This window comes from Micromonospora sp. DT48, from assembly GCF_049844495.1.
In the GTDB taxonomy this organism is placed as follows: domain Bacteria; phylum Actinomycetota; class Actinomycetes; order Mycobacteriales; family Micromonosporaceae; genus Micromonospora.
The window spans coordinates 18509-36978 of record NZ_JBNCLE010000005.1 but is presented as its reverse complement, the minus strand read 5'-3'; the positions used below and the strand labels follow the sequence as shown (position 1 = coordinate 36978).

14 protein-coding genes are annotated in these 18470 nt (G+C 71.3%); 11 read left to right on the top strand and 3 right to left on the bottom strand.

Annotated features, from left to right (window positions below; genetic code table 11):
- Nucleotides 1-55 precede the first annotated feature (55 nt).
- Genes ACLQ2S_RS03180 through ACLQ2S_RS03160 form a run of 5 tightly spaced genes read left to right on the top strand, consistent with a single transcriptional unit; the run spans nucleotide 56 to nucleotide 6949 of the window.
- Nucleotides 56-1009 carry a glycosyltransferase family 2 protein gene (locus ACLQ2S_RS03180; RefSeq protein ID WP_425701071.1) on the top strand — a complete coding sequence of 318 codons (954 nt, stop codon included), beginning with the start codon at nucleotides 56-58 and terminating at the stop codon, nucleotides 1007-1009.
- Complete coding sequence (locus ACLQ2S_RS03175) at nucleotides 1009-2073, top strand: glycosyltransferase (RefSeq protein WP_425701070.1); 1065 nt, start codon at nucleotides 1009-1011, stop codon at nucleotides 2071-2073. The genes ACLQ2S_RS03180 and ACLQ2S_RS03175 overlap by 1 nt, the downstream gene beginning before the upstream one ends.
- The gene (locus tag ACLQ2S_RS03170; protein ID WP_425701069.1) at nucleotides 2070-3419 is read left to right on the top strand and encodes a lipopolysaccharide biosynthesis protein; all 1350 of its coding nucleotides are present in this window, start codon (nucleotides 2070-2072) and stop codon (nucleotides 3417-3419) included. Before ACLQ2S_RS03175 ends, ACLQ2S_RS03170 begins: the two co-directional genes overlap by 4 nt.
- 1 nt (nucleotide 3420) lies before the next feature.
- Nucleotides 3421-4761 (top strand): O-antigen ligase family protein, encoded by a 1341-nt coding sequence (locus ACLQ2S_RS03165; RefSeq protein ID WP_425701068.1) that lies wholly within the window; start codon nucleotides 3421-3423, stop codon nucleotides 4759-4761.
- A gap of 55 nt (nucleotides 4762-4816) precedes the next feature.
- Entirely contained in the window at nucleotides 4817-6949 is a 2133-nt protein-coding gene (locus ACLQ2S_RS03160) for an acyltransferase family protein (RefSeq protein WP_425701067.1), read from the top strand.
- On the opposite strand, the gene ACLQ2S_RS03155 is transcribed toward ACLQ2S_RS03160, so the two are convergent.
- Nucleotides 6950-8857 carry a trypsin-like peptidase domain-containing protein gene (locus tag ACLQ2S_RS03155; protein ID WP_425701066.1) on the bottom strand — a complete coding sequence of 636 codons (1908 nt, stop codon included), beginning with the start codon at nucleotides 8855-8857 and terminating at the stop codon, nucleotides 6950-6952. It abuts the gene before it with no gap.
- 174 nt (nucleotides 8858-9031) lie between these two features.
- Here ACLQ2S_RS03155 and ACLQ2S_RS03150 point away from each other — a divergent pair, with 174 nt between their 5' ends.
- From ACLQ2S_RS03150 to hutH, 6 genes are read left to right on the top strand one after another with little or no spacing between them, the layout of a single operon-like run.
- The gene (locus ACLQ2S_RS03150; RefSeq protein WP_425701065.1) at nucleotides 9032-9880 is read left to right on the top strand and encodes a MurR/RpiR family transcriptional regulator; all 849 of its coding nucleotides are present in this window, start codon (nucleotides 9032-9034) and stop codon (nucleotides 9878-9880) included.
- Nucleotides 9881-9893: 13 nt separating this feature from the next.
- On the top strand, nucleotides 9894-11579 hold the full coding sequence (locus tag ACLQ2S_RS03145) for a urocanate hydratase (protein ID WP_425701064.1): 1686 nt from the start codon (nucleotides 9894-9896) through the stop codon (nucleotides 11577-11579).
- Between the two features lie 11 nt (nucleotides 11580-11590).
- Nucleotides 11591-12811, top strand: coding sequence for an allantoate amidohydrolase (locus tag ACLQ2S_RS03140; protein WP_155221526.1), 1221 nt, complete (start codon nucleotides 11591-11593; stop codon nucleotides 12809-12811).
- Nucleotides 12812-12869: 58 nt separating this feature from the next.
- Entirely contained in the window at nucleotides 12870-14231 is a 1362-nt protein-coding gene (locus ACLQ2S_RS03135) for a formimidoylglutamate deiminase (protein WP_425701063.1), read from the top strand.
- A complete protein-coding gene (gene hutI, locus ACLQ2S_RS03130) occupies nucleotides 14224-15420 on the top strand; it encodes an imidazolonepropionase (protein ID WP_425701062.1) in 1197 nt (398 codons plus the stop codon). Before ACLQ2S_RS03135 ends, hutI begins: the two co-directional genes overlap by 8 nt.
- Entirely contained in the window at nucleotides 15417-16952 is a 1536-nt protein-coding gene (hutH, locus tag ACLQ2S_RS03125) for a histidine ammonia-lyase (RefSeq protein WP_425701061.1), read from the top strand. Before hutI ends, hutH begins: the two co-directional genes overlap by 4 nt.
- Nucleotides 16953-17008: 56 nt before the next feature.
- Here the strand turns inward: hutH and rdgB are convergent, their stop codons facing one another.
- Both rdgB and rph read right to left on the bottom strand, forming a co-directional pair.
- Entirely contained in the window at nucleotides 17009-17614 is a 606-nt protein-coding gene (gene rdgB / locus ACLQ2S_RS03120; protein WP_309223776.1) for an RdgB/HAM1 family non-canonical purine NTP pyrophosphatase, read from the bottom strand.
- A gap of 53 nt (nucleotides 17615-17667) precedes the next feature.
- Nucleotides 17668-18396: a ribonuclease PH gene (gene rph / locus ACLQ2S_RS03115; RefSeq protein WP_155221530.1), complete on the bottom strand. Its 729-nt coding sequence runs from the start codon at nucleotides 18394-18396 to the stop codon at nucleotides 17668-17670.
- Between the last annotated feature and the right edge of the window lie 74 nt (nucleotides 18397-18470).

The following is an 18470-nucleotide window of genomic DNA, read 5'->3' as shown; positions in this document are numbered from 1 at the left end:
GCAGTCGTACCGACCCGAGACCAGGGGCACCAGTCGAACTGTATGGAGTAACCCGATGCCGGACGTTTCGGTGGTCATCCCGACGACGGGTAGGCCCAGCCTCGCCGAGGCGGTCGCGTCCGTCCGCGCCCAGGACGGTGTCTCCGTACACGTGGTCGTCGTGTGCGACCTCGCTCGTGTGCCGGACAACGTGGCTGCACTCAGCGACCAGATCGACGAGATCGTCTGTACCGGCGGTGGGCAGCGCGGATCCCATGCCCGCAATCTCGGCGTCCAGCACGCCGCCGCCGACAGCCATGTGGCTTTTCTCGACGACGATGACGCCTGGTTGCCGGGCAAGCTGGCTGCTCAGCTGCCGGTGCTGGAGAAACTGGCCGGCGAGAACTGGCTGCCGGTGGTGTCATCGCGCACGTTGCAACGCATGGCCGGGAGTGAGCCACTGCCGTCCGCCGTACCGGCCACGCTGATCGGCGACGGGCAGCTCCCCGAGGACTACCTCTTCCGCCGGCGGCAGTTGGGGGTCGGGCGACAGTCGCTGCCCACGTCGACGCTGCTGACCACCAGGGAACTCGCGGAGCGCTGTCCCTGGGACGAGTCACTGCCTCGCCATCAGGACTGGGACTGGTTGATCCGGGCTGCCCGGATTCCTCGAGTGAAGATCACACAGATCGAGGCGGCGACCGCCATCTACACCGTGGGCAGCCCGGGGTCGATCTCAGCCCGCGCGGACTGGCGGACCTCCTGGGAGTGGGCGCGACGTTGGGAAGGGGTGTGGGCGGCGGAGACCTTCTCCGACTTCATCGCCGCACAGACGCTCCGGTACGCATTGCAGGCGCGGGACATGACCGGGGTCAAGGAGATGGTGCGTGCCATTCGACGCAACGCCGCGCCGTCGGCCCGTAACTCAGTGCTCGCGGCGCTCGGGCTCGTACCGCGCGCCGCACTCGAACGCGTCGCGATGCGTCGATCAGGCACCGCTGGGGCTGTGGAGACGGACGGTACCCGCTGATGCGCCTGCACTTCGTCCTCCCCCAACTGGAACCGCTGTACGGCATGGAGGTCGCCGCCGCGCTGCTGATGCGATCCCTGATGGCCCAGGGTGTCGAGGTCACAGCGACTGTGGTGTCCGGTCCTGTTCCCGCGTCGTTGCAGGATCTGCCGATCGACACGCTCGGCCTCGGCACCCGGATCACCCGGCTGGTGGAGGCGGTCCCGCCGCTGCGGCGACGGCTGACGGACCTTCCTCCGGAGGTACGGATCGTGGCGAGCGGACTGTGGGGCAGTGTGCCGGTCGGTGCCGCACTTGCCGGGACGGGCCGCAGTTACATCGCCTGGGAGCACTCGCTGCTCCCGGAACGGCTCCGCACCGACGCCCGTGTTCGTACCCTCGCCCGCCTGATCCGGGTCCGGGGCCTGCGGCCCCGACTCGTCGTCGCCGTTTCCGACGGCGTCGCCCGGACCGTGCGGCAACTCGCCCCCGGGCAGGAGGTCACAACCATCGCCAACCCGGTGCCGCCCCGTCCGCTCGTCGCCCCACGCGGTATCGCGCACCCCGACCGGGTACGGCTGTTGACCACGTCCGCGCTCCGTCCCGGCAAGAACCACTCCTGCGCGCTCGAAGCGCTGGCCCTGTTGCCCTCGGCCTACCACCTGACGCTCGCCGGTGACGGCGAGGAACGCCAACTGCTCCACGACAAGGCACGAAGCCTCGGGTTGTCGCATCGGGTGACGTTCCTGGGCTGGGTGTCCGGGGTGGCGGAACTCCTCGCCGACGCCGACCTGCTCGTGCATCCGTCCCGCGCCGAGACGTTCGGGTTCAGCCTGGTGGAGGCCGCCGAGGCCGGCCTGCCCGTGGCCGCTCTGCCGGTACCGACGCTGGACGAGATGATCCCGACGTTCGTACCGGGCATCCTGGCGGCGGACACCTCAGCGTCGGCACTCGCCGACGCGATCCTGCGCCTGACCGGGGACGAACGCCCCGGCGTCGAGGACTTCGAGAAGGCATGGCACGCCCGGCACGCGATGCTGGACCCCGCCGAGGTGAGCAGGCGGTGGATGGTGGCGTTGTCGTGAAGCACGGCCCCGACGAAACGGGCGACCCCACGCCCGACCAGCGCGAACCGCGGCGCCCACCCGATGCCGGCCGGGGTGACGGGGGGTTCCTGCGCAAGTCCGGCACGTTCTTCACCGGAACGCTGCTGCGTACCCTCGCCCAGGGGGCCCTCTTCGTGCTGTTGGCGCGCGAGATGACGCTCGACACGTACGGTTTGTTCGTCGGCGTGACGGCGCTGGTCGCCGTGGTGTCTCCCTTCGCCTCGGCCGGCGCGCCCAGCCTCATCATGCAGAACCACGCGGATTCGCCGTCCGAGTGGGCCCGTCACCTGGTCCGTGGCCTCTTCATATCCACGGTGTTCGGCTGCGCCGCCACCGTGCTGGTGACAGTCGCGGGTCTCGCCATCTGGGGTGTCGACGTCGGGCTCGTGGATCTGCTCTGTCTCGCCTTCGCCGACCTGGTCGCCTGGCGTCTCATCGAGGCGGTGGCCGCCTCGATCCAGGTCCGTGGTCGGATCCTGCTCGCCGCGCTCGTGCCAGCCCTGCTACACCTGTGCCGGCTGGCCGCCGCAGTGATGCTCGCCATGTCACCAGGGACGGTCGCGCTACACGACTGGGCGGTGGCTTCGATGGTGGTCTCGACCGTCGTATGCGTGCCCGTGATCGTGGGTGGGCTACGCGGCGCCCAACCGGGGGCACTGAAGGTCGCTGGGTCGCTCGCCCAGGCGCGGACCGGGATGATGTTCGCCGTCGGCCTCTCGGCCCAGTCCATCTACAACGACAGCGACAAGGTCATGCTGTCCCGCCTGAGCACCCCGGAGAACGCCGCCATCTACGCGGCGGCCTACCGGGTGGTGGATCTGGCGTATACCCCGGCCCGATCCATGAGCGCCATCGCCTATCCCCGGTTCTTCCAGGCCGGGCGGAGCGGTCCGCGGGAGACGCTGCGCCTGGCACGCCGTCTACTGCCGCGTTTCCTGGCGTTCAGCGTACCGACGAGCCTGCTGCTGGTCGCCTTCGCCTGGCTGATGCCGCTGGTGTTCGGTGCCGACTTCGCGGCTGCCGTTCCGGCGTTGCAGTGGCTCAGCGCGCTCCTCGTGCTCAAGGCGCTGCACTACCTCGCGGCCGACGCGCTCTCGGGTGCCCGGATGCAGGGCCGGCGAACGGTGTGCCAGATCGGCATCGGCGTGGCCAACGCGTTGCTGAACCTGTGGCTCATCCCGGCCTACGGCTGGCAGGGCGCTATCGTCTCAAGCCTGGTGTGCGACGCGCTGCTCGCGATACTGCTCTGGGGATGCCTCGCCGTCTCGGTCCACCGCGGCCCGGCCGACTCATCCGCCTCGGCACGTCCCATGGAAAGGGTCTGAGGTGACCACACTCTTCGGTGTCCTGCTGAGCCTGGGCGGCCTCGCGGTGGCCGCCTGGCTGGTCGCCGCTCGGCAGTCCGTCGTGGCCGCCTTCGGCGGCGGTGGGAACGCCCTCGCACTGATCGGATTCGCGGTACTGGCGAACGCAGCGCCCGTCATCGCCGGTGACCGCTCGTCGGCGCTCATCGGGGTGCTGGTCCTCGCCTTGGTCGTCTGGCTGCTCGTCGCCGGCCGGGAGCGGTTCACCGGTCCACCCGGCGTCTGGCGTCAGGTATGTCTGGCGTTGGCCGGTGCCCTGCTCGTCTGGTGTGTCAGCGTCGACGTGTTCACCGGCGAGGGCGTGTACGGGTCAAGGTTGCCCGCGTACGGCACCGCCGCACTGCTGCTGCTCGCGGTCTGGTTTGCCGGCGGCGGCACCACGGTGAGTCTCGGTGCCATGGCGTACGCGGGATTGGCCGTGCTGTCCCTGCTGACCATCCCGACCGTTCTCTACGGGCAGGCATGGCGGTCGTGCACCTCAGGGCAGTTGGAGAAGTGCTCGGTGGCGGGGGCGCTGTTCAAGAGCTTCTACGAGTCGGAGAACTACATCGCGCTGGTCACCTCGTTCACGCTGGTCGCGGTCGCCTGCGCGTTGCGCGGCACGCAGCGGTGGGCCACCGCCGCGTTCTGCCTGCTGGTCATCGTCGCCACCGGATCCCGGACCAGCTATCTGGCCATCGCCGCGGTAGGCGTGTGGGTGGCCGGCGCCCTACTGATCGAGCGGCGGCGGCAGTACTCGCGGATCCACCTGGCACTCTGCGCGGCGCTCGTCGCCGGAGCCGCGACCACCGCCGCCTTCCTGACCTGGAGTGCGTCCCGGACGACGTTGAGCAATCGGGGCAACATCTGGATCCACGCCCGGGAGTACATCGCCGGATCGGAGATCACCGGTGTCGGTGTCTCGAAGTGGTACCTGGTGCGGGACATCGGTGAGGCACCGCACCACTTCTTCCACTCGGGCTACGTGCTGGCCATCTTCTCCGGTGGCTTCGTGGCGTTGGCACTGTGGGGGCTCGTCCTCGTCGCCTTGCTGCGGGCACCCGTCGTCGACGGCCGGGTTCTCTCCGCCAAGGCTCCGGTAGTGCTGTTCATGATCTATTCGTTCACCGAGGTCGTCTGGAATCCGCTCTCCGTCGACGGCCTCACCTGGATCTTCGCTCTGCTGGTGCTGACCACGTCGGCGTCGACTCCCACCGACGCGGAGTCGGTCGGCCGAGCAGCGGCGGGTGCCGGCCGACCACGCCTGCCGGTCGGGCTGCGTCGCCTGGTTACCCGCGAGGCCACAGTGGACGCGCGACACTAGGCGCAAGGATCGCGGAGACGCCGAGCGCGGTTCGCGTGGACGCGGATTCCCTAGCATGAGGAAGGACCCGATGCCGTCAGGCCCCCTCGCGACGCCGGTTCACGATGCCGCCCCCGGCAGGCCGGGGAGTCGCCGGTCGGGGTTCCGCCCGGACATTCAGGGACTGCGTGCCTTTGCGGTCGTGGTGGTGATCCTCGACCACGTCCTGCACTGGCCCGCCGGCGGGTTTGTCGGCGTTGACGTCTTCTTCGTCATCTCCGGCTTCCTGATCACCAATCTGCTGCTCACCGAGCACGGCCGGACGGGGCGCATCTCCTTCGCGGACTTCTACCGGCGACGCGTCCGCCGGATCCTGCCCCTGGCGGTACTGGTCCTGGTGACCACGTACCTCGCGTCGTCGTTGTTGTTTCTGGGTGAGCGGGCTCGCTCGACGGCCTGGGACACCCTGTACGCGGCGCTCTTCACGGCCAACTGGCGGTTCGCGGCGGTCGGCACCGACTACTGGCAGACCGACGGACCGGTTTCGCCGTTGCGGCATTACTGGTCGCTGGCCGTGGAGGAGCAGTTCTACCTGGTATGGCCGATCCTGCTCGGGTTGGTTCTGGGCTACCTGACCCACCGGGGCCGACGACGGTACGCAGCCCGGTGGGCGGTAGGCGTGGTCCTGAGCGTGATCGTCCTCGCATCGATCGCATTCGCGCTGTGGGAGGTCGGGCATCGGCCGACCGTGGCGTACTTCTCGACCGTCTCCCGAGCCTGGGAGTTGGGGATTGGCGCGCTGCTGGCGGTGGCCACCCCCCTGTTGGCCCGTATCCCGGCCACGGTCCGTCCCGCGTACCAGTGGTCGGGGCTGGTCGGGTTGGTCGTCTCGGTCTTCGTCGTCAACGAGCAGACCCCGTTCCCGGTCCCGGGTGCGTTCCTGGCGGTGATCTCGACTGCCCTGGTCATCGCCGGCGGCGTCGGTGGACAGCGGCTGATGGTTCCGCTGACGAACCGGGCTGTGGGCTACGTTGGAGACATCTCCTACTCCCTCTACCTGTGGCACTTTCCACTACTCATCCTGATCGGCGCGGCGTTTCCCGCCGCCGGGCACGGCACGGTGGTGCTCACGCTCAGCGGTACCGCGCTGCTCTCGGTGCTCTCCTATCACCTGGTCGAGGACCCGATCCGCCGCTCGTCATGGTTGGAGCGCCAGCCGCCCGGAGGGGCGCCGCAGCTGAGCGGGGCGAGGCTGACCCGCCGAGGTGCCGTGCTGGTGGCGGTGGTCGCCACCGTTGCCGTGGTCACCACCACCGCCGTCGTCGTCCGTACGCCGCCGTCCCAGACACCGGCCGGCACCTGGACGGTCAGCTCACAATCCGAACTGGCGCAGCAGGTCCGGGCAGCGCTCGACGCGACCGACTGGCCGGTGCTGACACCGTCGCTCGGTGAACTGAGCACGGTCAGCTTCTCCTCCGGGGAGGGGCGGGGCTGCCGACCGGCGGTCCCGGACGGCAACGAGTGTGCCGTGACGACGCCACGTCCCCGGAGACTGGCCGTCGTCGTCGGCGATTCCATCGGAACCGCCTGGCTGCCGCTGGTTCGCTCCGTCCTGGAGCCGGCCGGCTGGGTGGTTCAGGATCTGACCTATGCCGGTTGCCCGTTCCTCGCCTCGGACACCGTCTCCCCGATCGAAAAGATCACCCGTTCCTGTCCCGGGCACCGACAGGCGGTACGTGCGGTGATCGATGACCGCAAGCCTGACCTGGCTATCGTCAGCAACGCCTACCAACAACGGTTCGTCGGAACCGGCGACACCCCGTTCCAGGTCCGTTGGGAGGAGGCCGCTCGTACCGCCAGGGAACAGTGGCTCGCCGCCGCAGGAAAGGTCGTCGCCCTGCAACCCCCACCCCTGGGCCCGGATCCGAAGTCCTGCATCACCCGGCTCTCCACCCCACGCGACTGCGTCTCGACGCTCAACGCGGAGTACCGCGCGTACACCGAGGTTGAGCGGAGGGCCTGGGGCGGCCGGAACTCCTGGCACATCGCGACGACCGACTGGTTCTGCGAAGACGGGCAATGCCCGATCTTCGTAGGCGGAGTCATCGTCCGCCGCGACGGTAACCACATCACGGCTGAGTACGCCCGCAAGCTCACACCACTGTTCGGCGAGGTCCTGACACCGATCCTCAGCGGTGCGACCGATTAGCTAGGGGCGCCGCTGGCGTATCCGCACCAGTACCAACGCCGCGATCCCGCCGAGCAGAGCGACGCCTGCGGCGATGAGCACCGGCACCGCCCAGCCACGACGGGACGGTTCCGCACCTCCGGCGGCGACGGCAGCCTCCCGGTACGCCTCGGCCAGCGCGTTCGTGGGCGACTGGTCGGCAACCTCGGCGAATCGCGCGGCGGCCTTCGCCTCGTCACCATCGAAGTAGGCGTCCAGCGCATCCCGGTAAGCCTGACCCGGCTCACCGATGGCGTTCTCGACCTCGGCGGCACTGAGCAGTCCGTTGACCCGCGACACCGGCACCACCAGGCGGTTCGGTCGCTCGGGTTGCAACACGTCGTTGTCAAGTATGCCGACCACCCTGCCGTCGGAGTCGACGACGACTCCGCCTCGGGAGGAGGCGCCGACATCGTCGTTGATGCGGTAGGTCGAGGATTCCAGATCGACTTCGGTCACCTGTGCCGGCTTGGACTGCACGGTGTAGGTGGCGGACCGGTACTCGGTGTCGGTGGTCGCGTATCCGAGCGCGTGCAACGCCGTTCCGGTGGCGATCGTCGCGGCGGTGTTCACCTCGACAGCCGGCAGGTTGCCCTGTTCGAGCTTGACCAACGCCAGGTTGCCCTCGGCGAGGGTGAGTGCTCGTACCACGCTGCCGGAGATCGCGGGTGCGCTGGTCAGGTCACCCGTGGCCACATTCAGCTGCCCGTGCAGGCTGGCCTCGGGTTCGGTGCCCGCCTCGGCGCCGGTGAAGCTGGTGGTCGTCATCCGGGCCCGGACGTAGTTCGCGACGTCACCTGTCTTGAGCTCGCCCTTGGCGACGCGGACCTTGGCCAGCTCACCGAGTGCGTGTTCGAGCAGGATGTCCGGGGTCGGCTGCACGCACTGCGCGTTGGTGATCACGTGCCCGTCGTGGTTGACCACAACTCCCGTGCACCGGCGGCTGAAGGTGAACGGATCCGGGTGCAGCAGGTCGTCCTTCTGCTTGCCGCGCACGTAACCGGTGACGATCGCCTCCAGGAACACCATCGACGGCGCGGCGATGGCGAGGGCCCGCTCTTCGTCACTGCGGGGCGCGGCTGCCGCCCACGGCTTGAGGCCGGGGGTGGGTGGGGTGACGGTCGGTGCGGGTGTCGGCGGCGGGGTGTCCGGCCCGCTGGCCGAGATGGCCCAGACACCGGCTCCACCACCGATGGCGGCCACCAGGAGCAGCACGGCGATCGCCGCCCAGAGACCGGTCTGGCGCCGTGGTGGCGCAGAGGGCTGGATCCGGCGTACCGGCGCGGTGAACGGGTCGTGCTGCGGCGCGTCGTCGAAGGGCGTCCCGAAGCCGGGTGAAGCGGGGGCGCCCGAAACCGGGCCAGGTCCACCTGAAACCGGAAGCGGAGCGCCCGAGACGGGACCGGGAGCACCGGAGACAGGCTGCGGTCCGCCGGACACCGGCTCGGGCGGACCGGAGATGGGCTGGGGCAGACCGGAGATGGGCTGGGCTGCACCGGAGACCGGCTCGGGCGGACCCGAGGTGGGCAGAGGCGCACCGGACACCGGCTGAGGTGGGGTGGGGAGGGTCGACGCGTTGGTCGGCACGGGTTGGTATTCCACGCCGAGGGCCCGGAAAAGTCGCTCCGCGCCCGGCCCCGCCTCGGCGGGGTAGGCCACCCAGGGCGCCGGGGCGGAGAAGTCCGCGTAGACGAAGGGCATACCGCCCGTCTGGGCCAGATTGTTGGTGATCGCTGCGAATGCCTCGCGCCAGCCCTGAGTAGCAGCCACGGTGGCGTCCAGCACGGCCACCGTGACGAAGCGGCCCTGCCCGTCCACGGCGGCCCATGCCTTCCCGACCGGTGACCCACCCAGCATGTGGGTGTACCGGTAGGGGCCGTCCGGCTGCATGGCAACTCCTCTGCTCGACCGTCGAGCGGGATCCTATCCACCTGCCGCACCCCTAGCTGCCCGGCGGTCACCTCGGCCCCGAGGACCGCGCTGAAATCGCAGACCAATTGCCGTCCACAGTGGAAAGCGCAGATCAGCTTGCCAGGTGAAAGTTTTCATGCATAGAGTCGCTGCGTGAATGAGGGAGCTACGGCGGCGTCGACGGAGCGGGTCGTCGGCCTGTTCGACGGGGTCCGGCTCACCCCGACGCAGCGACGCATCGCGCACTGTCTGGTGCAGCACGCCGCCGCCATCGGCTACCTCTCCGCCGCCGAGGTGGCCGAGCTGGCCGGGGTCAGCCAACCGTCGGTCACCCGGTTCGCGGTGGCGCTGGGCCACGACGGCTACCCGGCCTTGCGTCGCCGGTTGCGCGAGCTGACCGCCGCCGCGCCCGGTCCGGCGCCCGTCGGCAACGAGCTTCAGCAGGCGGTACGCGCGGAGATCGGCAACCTGGAGCGGCTGGCCGGGCAGTTGGCCGACCGGGAGCGGATCGCCGAGACCGGGCGGGTGCTGGCGGCCAGTCGGCCGCTGCCGGTGCTCGGCCTGCGGTCCGCCGCGCCGCTGGCCGCCTACTTCGCGTACTTCGCCGCCAAGGTGCACCCCGACGTGCGGGTGCTCGACGACGGCGGCAGCCTGCTCACCGACCGTATCGAGCAGGCTGCCGAGGCCGGGGCGGGGGCGCTGCTGGCGTTCGTGCTGCCGCGCTACCCCCGGGAGACCCTGGAGGCGCTGCGCGAGGCCCGCGAGGCGAACCTCACGGTCGTGGCGATCACCGACTCACCGGTGAGCCCGGCGACCGAGTACGCCGACGTGGTGCTGTCCGCCGCGGTCGGCGCGCAACTCGTGTTCGACCTGCACACCGCTCCGATGACCCTGGCCATGGTGCTGCTCCAGGCGATCTGTGACGCCGCCCCGGCCGAGACCCAACGGCGGCTGGAGGCGTTCGAAGCCTCGGCGGCCCGTCGACAGTTGTTCCTCGGTTAGGAGGAGATCCGCCATGACGCGATCCGACCAGGTCACACCGGGCGCGAACCCCGTCCGGGCCGCGCGCGGCACCGAACGTACCGCCCGGGGCTGGCCGCAGGAGGCCGCCCTGCGGATGTTGATGAACAACCTCGACCCGGAGGTCGCCGAGCGCCCCGACGACCTCGTCGTGTACGGCGGCACCGGCCGGGCCGCCCGGGACTGGCCCTCGTACCACGCCCTGGTGCGGACACTGACCGAGCTGCGCGACGACGAGACGATGCTGGTGCAGTCGGGCCGTCCGGTCGGGGTGATGCGTACCCACGAGTGGGCGCCACGGGTGCTGCTGGCCAACTCGAACCTGGTGGGCGACTGGGCCACCTGGCCGGAGTTCCGCCGCCTGGAGCAGCTCGGCCTCACCATGTACGGGCAGATGACCGCCGGCTCGTGGATCTACATCGGCACCCAGGGCATCCTCCAGGGCACCTACGAGACGTTCGCCGCCGTGGCGGCCAAGCTCGCCGCCGGCCGTGTCGACGGGCAGCAGGCCGACGCCACCCTGGCCGGCACCTTGACGCTCACCGCCGGTTGTGGCGGCATGGGTGGGGCGCAGCCGCTCGCGGTCACCATGAACGGCGGTGCCTGCCTGATCGTGGACGCGGACCGCAGTCGGCTGGCCCGCCGGGTGCACGACCGCTACCTGGACGAGATCGCCGACGACCTGGACGACGCGGTACGGCGGGTGCTCGACGCCAAACGAGAGCGCCGGGCGTTGAGCGTCGGGGTCGTCGGCAACGCCGCCACCGTCTTCCCGGAACTACTGCGCCGAGGGGTGCCGGTCGACATCGTCACCGACCAGACCAGCGCCCACGATCCGCTGTCGTACCTGCCGGAGGGGGTCGGGCTGGCCGACGCCCGGGAGTACGCGGCGGCCCAGCCGGCCGAGTTCACTGACCGGGCGCGGGCGTCGATGGCCAAGCACGTCGAGGCGATGGTGGGGTTCCTCGACGCGGGCGCGGAGGTCTTCGACTACGGCAACTCGATCCGGGGCGAGGCCCGCCTCGGCGGGTACGGGCGGGCGTTCGACTTCCCCGGCTTCGTGCCCGCGTACATCCGGCCGTTGTTCTGTGCGGGCAAGGGCCCGTTCCGGTGGGCGGCGCTCTCCGGCGATCCCGCCGACATCGCCGCCACCGACCGGGCGATCCTGGAGCTGTTCCCGGAGAACGAGTCGCTGGCACGGTGGATCCGGATGGCCGGTGAGCGGGTCGCCTTCCAGGGGCTGCCCGCGCGCATCTGCTGGCTCGGTTACGGCGAGCGGGACGTCGCCGGCGTACGGTTCAACGAGATGGTCGCCTCGGGTGAGCTGAGCGCGCCGGTGGTGATCGGCCGTGACCACCTCGACTGCGGCAGTGTGGCCAGCCCGTACCGGGAGACCGAGGCGATGGCCGACGGCTCCGACGCGATCGCCGACTGGCCGCTACTCAACGCGCTGGTCAACACCGCCAGCGGGGCGTCCTGGGTGTCCATCCACCACGGCGGTGGGGTCGGCATCGGCCGGTCCATCCACGCGGGCCAGGTCTGTGTGGCCGACGGCACCGCGTTGGCCGGGCAGAAGATCGAGCGGGTGTTGACCAACGACCCGGCGATGGGGGTCATCCGGCACGTCGACGCCGGCTACCCCACCCCCCACACCGACGTCCGCATCCCGATGGCGGAGTAAGGAAGGGCACCTTGTTAACGCATACGGTAGAGGAAGGGGCCCTTCCTAACAGGTTTCGCGAGCTGTGGGACCAGATCGCCCCGATCGGGCGGGACGAGCGCAGCGGCGGCTACCTGCGGTACGCGTTGACCGAGCCGGAGCTGCGGCTGCGGGAGTGGTTCCGGGCACAGGCCGACGAGCGGGCCATGCCGGTCACCGAGGACGGCAACGGCAACCTGTTCGCCTGGTGGGGTGACCCGGGCGGCGGTGACGCCGTGCTGACCGGCAGCCATTTCGACTCGGTGCCGCACGGCGGCGCGTACGACGGGCCGCTAGGCATCGTGAGCGCCTTCCTCGCGGTCGACGAGCTAAGTGCGGTGGGCGTCACGCCCTCCCGGCCGGTGGCGGTGGCGGCGTTCGTGGAGGAGGAGGGGGCCCGGTTCGGCGTACCGTGCCTGGGCTCTCGGCTGCTCACCGGCTCGCTGACGGCCGAACGCGCAGCCGGGCTGCGCGATGCCCACGGGGTGAGTTTCGCCGAGGCGTTGGGCGAGCGTCCGGCGGGTGCCCGCCCGGAGTTGGTCGGTCGCTTCGCGGCCTTCGTGGAGTTGCACGTCGAGCAGGGCCGCGCGCTGGTCGATCAGGACGCGCCGGTCGCCGTCGCGAGCGCCATCTGGCCGCACGGCCGCTGGCGGTTCGACTTCGACGGTGCGGGCAACCACGCCGGTACGACGCGGATGGCCGACCGTCACGACCCGATGCTCACGTACGCGTTCACGGTGCTCGCCGCGAACAAGGAGGCCCGGCTGCGCGCCGCCCACGCCACCGTCGGGCGGGTGGCGGTGGAGCCGAACGCCACCAACGCGATCCCGTCGCGGGTGACCGGCTGGCTGGACGCCCGCGCGGCCGAGCCGGACACCCTCGCCGAGCTGGTCGCGGCGGTTCACGGCAAGGCCGCCGAGCGGGCCCGCCGCGACGGTACGCGGGTGACGCTGACCGAGGAGTCGGCGACCCCGCTGGTGGCCTTCGACTCCTCGCTGGCCGACCGGCTGGCCACGCTGCTCGACGCGCCGGTGTTGCCGACCGGGGCGGGCCACGACGCCGGAGTTCTGGCCGGTCACCTGCCCACCGCGATGCTCTTCGTCCGCAACCCGACCGGGGTGTCCCACTCCCCCGCCGAGTCGGCCACCGACGCCGACTGCGCGACCGGGGTGGCGGCGTTGGCCAGGGTGCTGAAGGAGTTGGCATGCCGTTGAGCGCGGGCGACGAGCGCCGGAGAGCACGAACGGTTCAGCTCGACAGGGGGCAGGCCCGATGACCTCGACCCGTTGGCTCGCGGAGTACGCCTGGCTTCCCGGGGAGGCCGAACCCACCCGGGACGTGCTGATCGAGACGGTGCGGGACCGGATCACCGGCGTCACCCCGCTCACGCCGCGTGGTGGGCCTGACGCGGGTGTCGACGTGCTGGCCGACGCGGTGCGGCTGCCGGGGCTGACCCTGCCGGGGTTGGCCAACGCCCACTCGCACGCGTTCCACCGGGCGTTGCGGGGGCGCACCCATTTCGGTCGGGGTGACTTCTGGAGCTGGCGGGACCAGATGTACGCGGTCGCCGCCCGCCTGGACCCGGACTCGTACCTGGCGTTGGCCCGCGCGGTGTACGCCGAGATGGCGCTGTCCGGCATCACCTGTGTCGGTGAGTTCCACTACCTGCATCACGGGCCGGGTGGCCGCCCGTACGCGGACCCGAACGCGATGGGCGCGGCCCTGGTCGAGGCGGCGGCCCAGGCGGGGATCCGACTGACCCTGCTGGACACCTGCTATCTGACCGCCTCGGTGGACGGGCGGCCGCTGGTCGGGCCGCAGCAGCGGTTCGGCGACGGTGACGCGTTGCGCTGGGCGCAGCGGCTCGACGGGTTCGCCCCGGACGGTGGGCATGCGCGGCTCGGTGCCGCGATCCACTCGGTACGCGCGGTGCCGGCCGAGCAGCTCGCCACCGTCGCCGGTTGGGCGCACCGGCGCGACGCGCCGTTGCACGTGCACCTGTCGGAGCAGCCCGCCGAGAACGACGCCTGCCGGGCTGTGCACGGGTGCACCCCGACGCGGTTGCTCGCCGACCACGGGGTGCTCGGCCCGGCCACCACGGCGGTGCACGCCACCCATCCGACCAGCGCCGACGTGGGTCTGCTCGGGGACAGCCGGACCGGGGTCTGCCTCTGTCCCACCACGGAACGGGATCTCGCCGACGGGATCGGTCCGGTCCGCCGGATGGCCGACGTCGGCATCCCGCTCAGTCTGGGCAGCGACAGTCACGCCATGGTCGACCTGTTCGAGGAGGCCCGCGCGGTCGAGCTGGACGAGCGGCTGCGTACCCGGCGGCGCGGTCACTTCACCCCGGCCGAGTTGTTGGCCGCCGCGAGCACGGCCGGGCATGCCGCGCTGGGCTGGACCGATGCCGGGCGGATCGCGGTCGGTGACCGGGCCGACCTGGTAACGGTGCGGCTGGACAGCGTACGCACGGCCGGGGTGACCCCGGCGGGTGTCTGGTTCGCCGCCGGGGCCGCCGACGTCGCGCAGGTGGTGGTGGACGGTCAGGTGCTGGTCCGCGACGGCCGGCACGTACGCGTGGATGTGCCCGGCGAGCTGACGACCGCGATCAGGGGAGTGACCGATGCCTAGTCTGCTGGTGGACAACATCGGTGAGCTGGTCACCAACGACGCCGGTCGGGGCGTGGGCGGGCCGTTGGGGATCCGGCGACGTGTCGCGCTCCTCATCGAGGACGGCGAGGTGGTCTGGATCGGCCCGACCACCGACACGCCGTCCGCAGACCACCGGATCGACGCCGCCGGATCGGCGGTGCTGCCCGGTTTCGTGGACAGTCACGCCCACCTCGTCTTCGCCGGGGACCGGGCCGCCGAGTTCGCCGCCCGGATGGCCGGCGAGCGGTACACCGGCGGCGGTATCCGCACCACGGTCGGTGCCACCCGCGCCGCCTCCGACAGCGAACTGCGGGCCACCGTGCGGCGGCTGCGCGCGGAGGCGTTGCGGCAGGGCACCACCACGATCGAGATCAAGAGTGGGTACGGCCTCACCGTCGTCGACGAGGCCCGCTCGCTGCGGATCGCCGCCGAGGTCAGCACCGAGACCACCTTCCTCGGTGCGCACGTGGTCCCGGCCGAGTACGCCGCCCGTCCCGACGACTACGTGTCGCTGGTCTGCGGGCCGATGCTGGCCGCCGCCGCGCCGCACGCCCGCTGGATCGACGTGTTCTGTGAGCGGGGTGCCTTCGACGCCGACCACGCGCGGGCGATCCTGACCTGCGGCCAGGCCGTCGGCCTGGGGGTACGGGTGCACGCCAACCAGTTGGGACCCGGTCCGGGCGTGCAGCTCGGGGTGGAGCTGGGGGCGGCCAGTGTGGACCACTGCACCCATCTGACCGACGCCGACGTCGACGCGTTGGTCTCGACCCGGGCCGGTGACGAGGACGGCGGCACGACGACGGTGGCGACGCTGCTGCCCGGTGCCGAGTTCTCCACCCGATCGCCCTACCCTGACGCCCGCCGACTGCTCGACGCGGGCGTGACCGTGGCGCTGGCCACCGACTGCAACCCCGGCTCGTCGTACACCTCGTCGATGCCGTTCTGCATCGCGCTGGCCGTACGCGAGATGGGGATGACCCCGGCGGAGGCGGTCTGGGCCGCGACGGCCGGCGGCGCGCGGGCGCTGCGCCGCGACGACATCGGTGTGCTGCGACCCGGTGCCCGAGCCGACCTGGTCATCCTCGACGCGCCGTCTCACCTGCACCTGGCCTACCGGCCCGGAGTCCCCCTCGTCCGCCAGGTCCTGCACAACGGAGTACCCCGATGACCGTCACCATCCAGCCCACCGGAGTCACCCCCGCCGACGTGCTCGCCGTGGCGCGCGGCGACGCCAAGGTGGTCCTCGACCCGGCCACCGTCGCCGCGATGGCCACCAGTCGGTCCATCGTGGACGGCATCGAGGCCGCCGGTCGTCCCGTGTACGGCGTGTCGACCGGTTTCGGGGCGTTGGCGAACACCTTCGTCGCCCCGGAGCGTCGCGCCGAGTTGCAGCACGCGCTGATCCGGTCACACGCCGCCGGGGTCGGGGCGCCGATGCCCCGCGAGGTGGTGCGGGCGATGATGCTGCTGCGGATCCGCTCGCTGGCGCTCGGCCGCTCCGGGGTACGCCCGCTGGTTGCCGAGGCCCTGGTGGACCTGCTCAACCACGAGATCACCCCGTGGGTGCCGGAGCACGGTTCGCTGGGCGCCTCCGGTGACCTGGCGCCGCTGGCGCACTGCGCGCTGGTGCTGCTCGGCGAGGGTTGGGTGCTCGGCCCGGACGGCGAACGGCTACCTGCCGCCGACACGCTGCGCCGGGTCGGCCTCGCCCCGGTGGAGTTGGCCGCCAAGGAGGGGCTGGCGCTGATCAACGGCACCGACGGCATGCTCGGCATGCTGCTGCTCGCCATCGACGACGCCGCCCACCTGTTCACCATGGCCGACGTGACCGCCGCGTTGGCGATCGAGGCGATGCTCGGCTCGGAGCGGCCGTTCCTGCCGGAGCTGCACGCCATCCGACCGCATCCCGGGCAGGGCGTCTCGGCGGCCAACATCCACCGCCTGTTGCAGAACTCGGCGGTGATGGACTCGCACCGGGACGACCTGGCGCACGCGGTGCAGGACGCCTACTCGATGCGCTGCGCGCCCCAGGTGGCCGGCGCGGCACGCGACACCCTGGAGTTCGTCCGGGCGACCGCCGCCCGGGAGCTGGTCTCGGTGGTGGACAACCCGGTGGTGCTGCCGGACGGCCGGGTCGAGTCGACCGGGAACTTCCACGGCGCACCGCTGGGCTTCGCGGCGGACTTCCTGGCCATCGCCGCCACCGAGGTGGGCGCGATCGCCGAACGTCGGGTGGACCGGCTGCTCGACGTCACCCGGTCCCGGGACCTGCCCGCGTTCCTCTCCCCCGACGCCGGGGTCAACTCCGGGCTGATGATCGCGCAGTACACGGCCGCCGGGATCGTCGCCGAGAACCGTCGGCTGGCCGCGCCCGCCTCGGTCGACTCGCTGCCCACCAGCGGCATGCAGGAGGACCACGTCTCGATGGGCTGGGCGGCGACCAAGAAGCTGCGTACCGTGCTGGACAATCTGACCAGCCTGCTCGCGGTGGAGTTGCTCGCCGCCGTACGCGGGTTGCAGTTGCGAGCGCCGCTGACCCCGTCGCCGGCCGGGCGGGCGGCGATCGCCGCGCTCGGCGAAGCCGTCGGCGAGCCCGGCCCCGACGTGTTCCTCGCCCCGCTGATGGAGGCCGCCCGCGCCGTGCTGGCCGCCCCCGACCTGCGCACCGCCATCGAGCGGGAGATCGGCCCGCTCGGCTGACCCCACCGCGAGATCCTGGTACGGGCCGGGGTGGTGCGTACCAGGATCCCGGTGGCTCAGATGACCTTGGCGAGCAGGGCGGCCAGTTCGCGCAGCGCCTTGCCCCGGTGGCTGATCGCGTCCTTCTCCTGCGGGGTCAGCTCGGCGTTCGTGCGGTCCTGGCCGTCGCCGAGGAAGATCGGGTCGTAGCCGAATCCGCCGTCGCCGCGCGGGGCGCGCAGCAGCCGACCCGACTGCCGGCCGTCGACCAGGTGTTCCTTGCCGCCAGGCAGCACCAACGCGATGGTGCAGACGAAGGAGGCACCCCGGTGCTCGTCCGGCAGGTCACCGATCTGGTCGAGCACCAGTTGGAGGTTGGCCTGGTCGTCGCCGTGCCGCCCGGCCCAGCGGGCGCTGAACACCCCCGGCATCCCGTTGAGCGCGTCGACGGCCAACCCGGAGTCGTCGGCGACCGTCGGCAGCCCGGTACGCCGACAGCCTTCCCGCGCCTTGATCAAAGCGTTCTCACCGAAGGTCAGCCCGGTCTCCGGCAGCTCCGGGTACGCCTCGACGTCGTCCAGCCCGACCAGCGCGACCCGGTGCACGCCCAGCGCCCCGTCGAGGATGCGCTGCAACTCGATCAGCTTCTTACGGTTACGGGTGGCGAGCAGCACCTTGTTCACACTGAGTTACCTTTCGTTCGCGACTGCGGGGCGCGCAAGCGCACTCCTCGCGCTCACAGGGAAAGAGCCTTGCGCTGGGCTTCGGCCAGATCCACACAGCCGACCACGGCCAGATCGAGCAGGGCGTCGAGCTGGTCGCGGGCGAACACCCCCGCCTCGCCGGTGCCCTGCACCTCGACGAAGTCGCCGGTGCCGGTACAGACCACGTTCATGTCGACCTCGGCGGCCACGTCCTCGTCGTAGCACAGGTCGAGGCGCGGCTCACCGTCGACCACGCCGACGCTGACCGCCGCCACCGAACGGTGCATCACCGCCTCCGGTTTCCCGTTCAGCGCCTTGCGGGCGGCGAGCCAGTTCACCGCGTCGTACAACGCCACGTAGGCGCCGGTGATCGCGGCGGTCCGGGTGCCGCCGTCGGCCTGGAGGACGTCGCAGTCGAGCACGATCGAGTTCTCGCCGAGCGCCTTGAGGTCGATCGCGGCGCGCAGGCTCCGGCCCACCAGCCGGGAGATCTCGTGGGTACGCCCACCGACGCGTCCCTTGACGCTCTCCCGGTCCGAACGGGTGTTGGTGGCCCGGGGCAGCATCGCGTACTCCGCGGTCACCCAACCCAGGCCGGAACCACGACGCCAGCGCGGCACCCCCTCGGTGACGCTGGCGGTGCAGAGCACCCGGGTGCCGCCGAATTCCACCAGCACCGACCCCTCGGGGTGGGTGCTCCAGCCACGAGTCAGAGCCACCGGTCGAAGTTGGTCGGGTCGCCGCCCGTCAGGTCGCGCCATGCCTGCACCCTATGTGGTGCGCTGATCGGTCCCTCCCCGGGTGTCCGCCGCGCCGGGGCTCGGTCCCTCCCGGG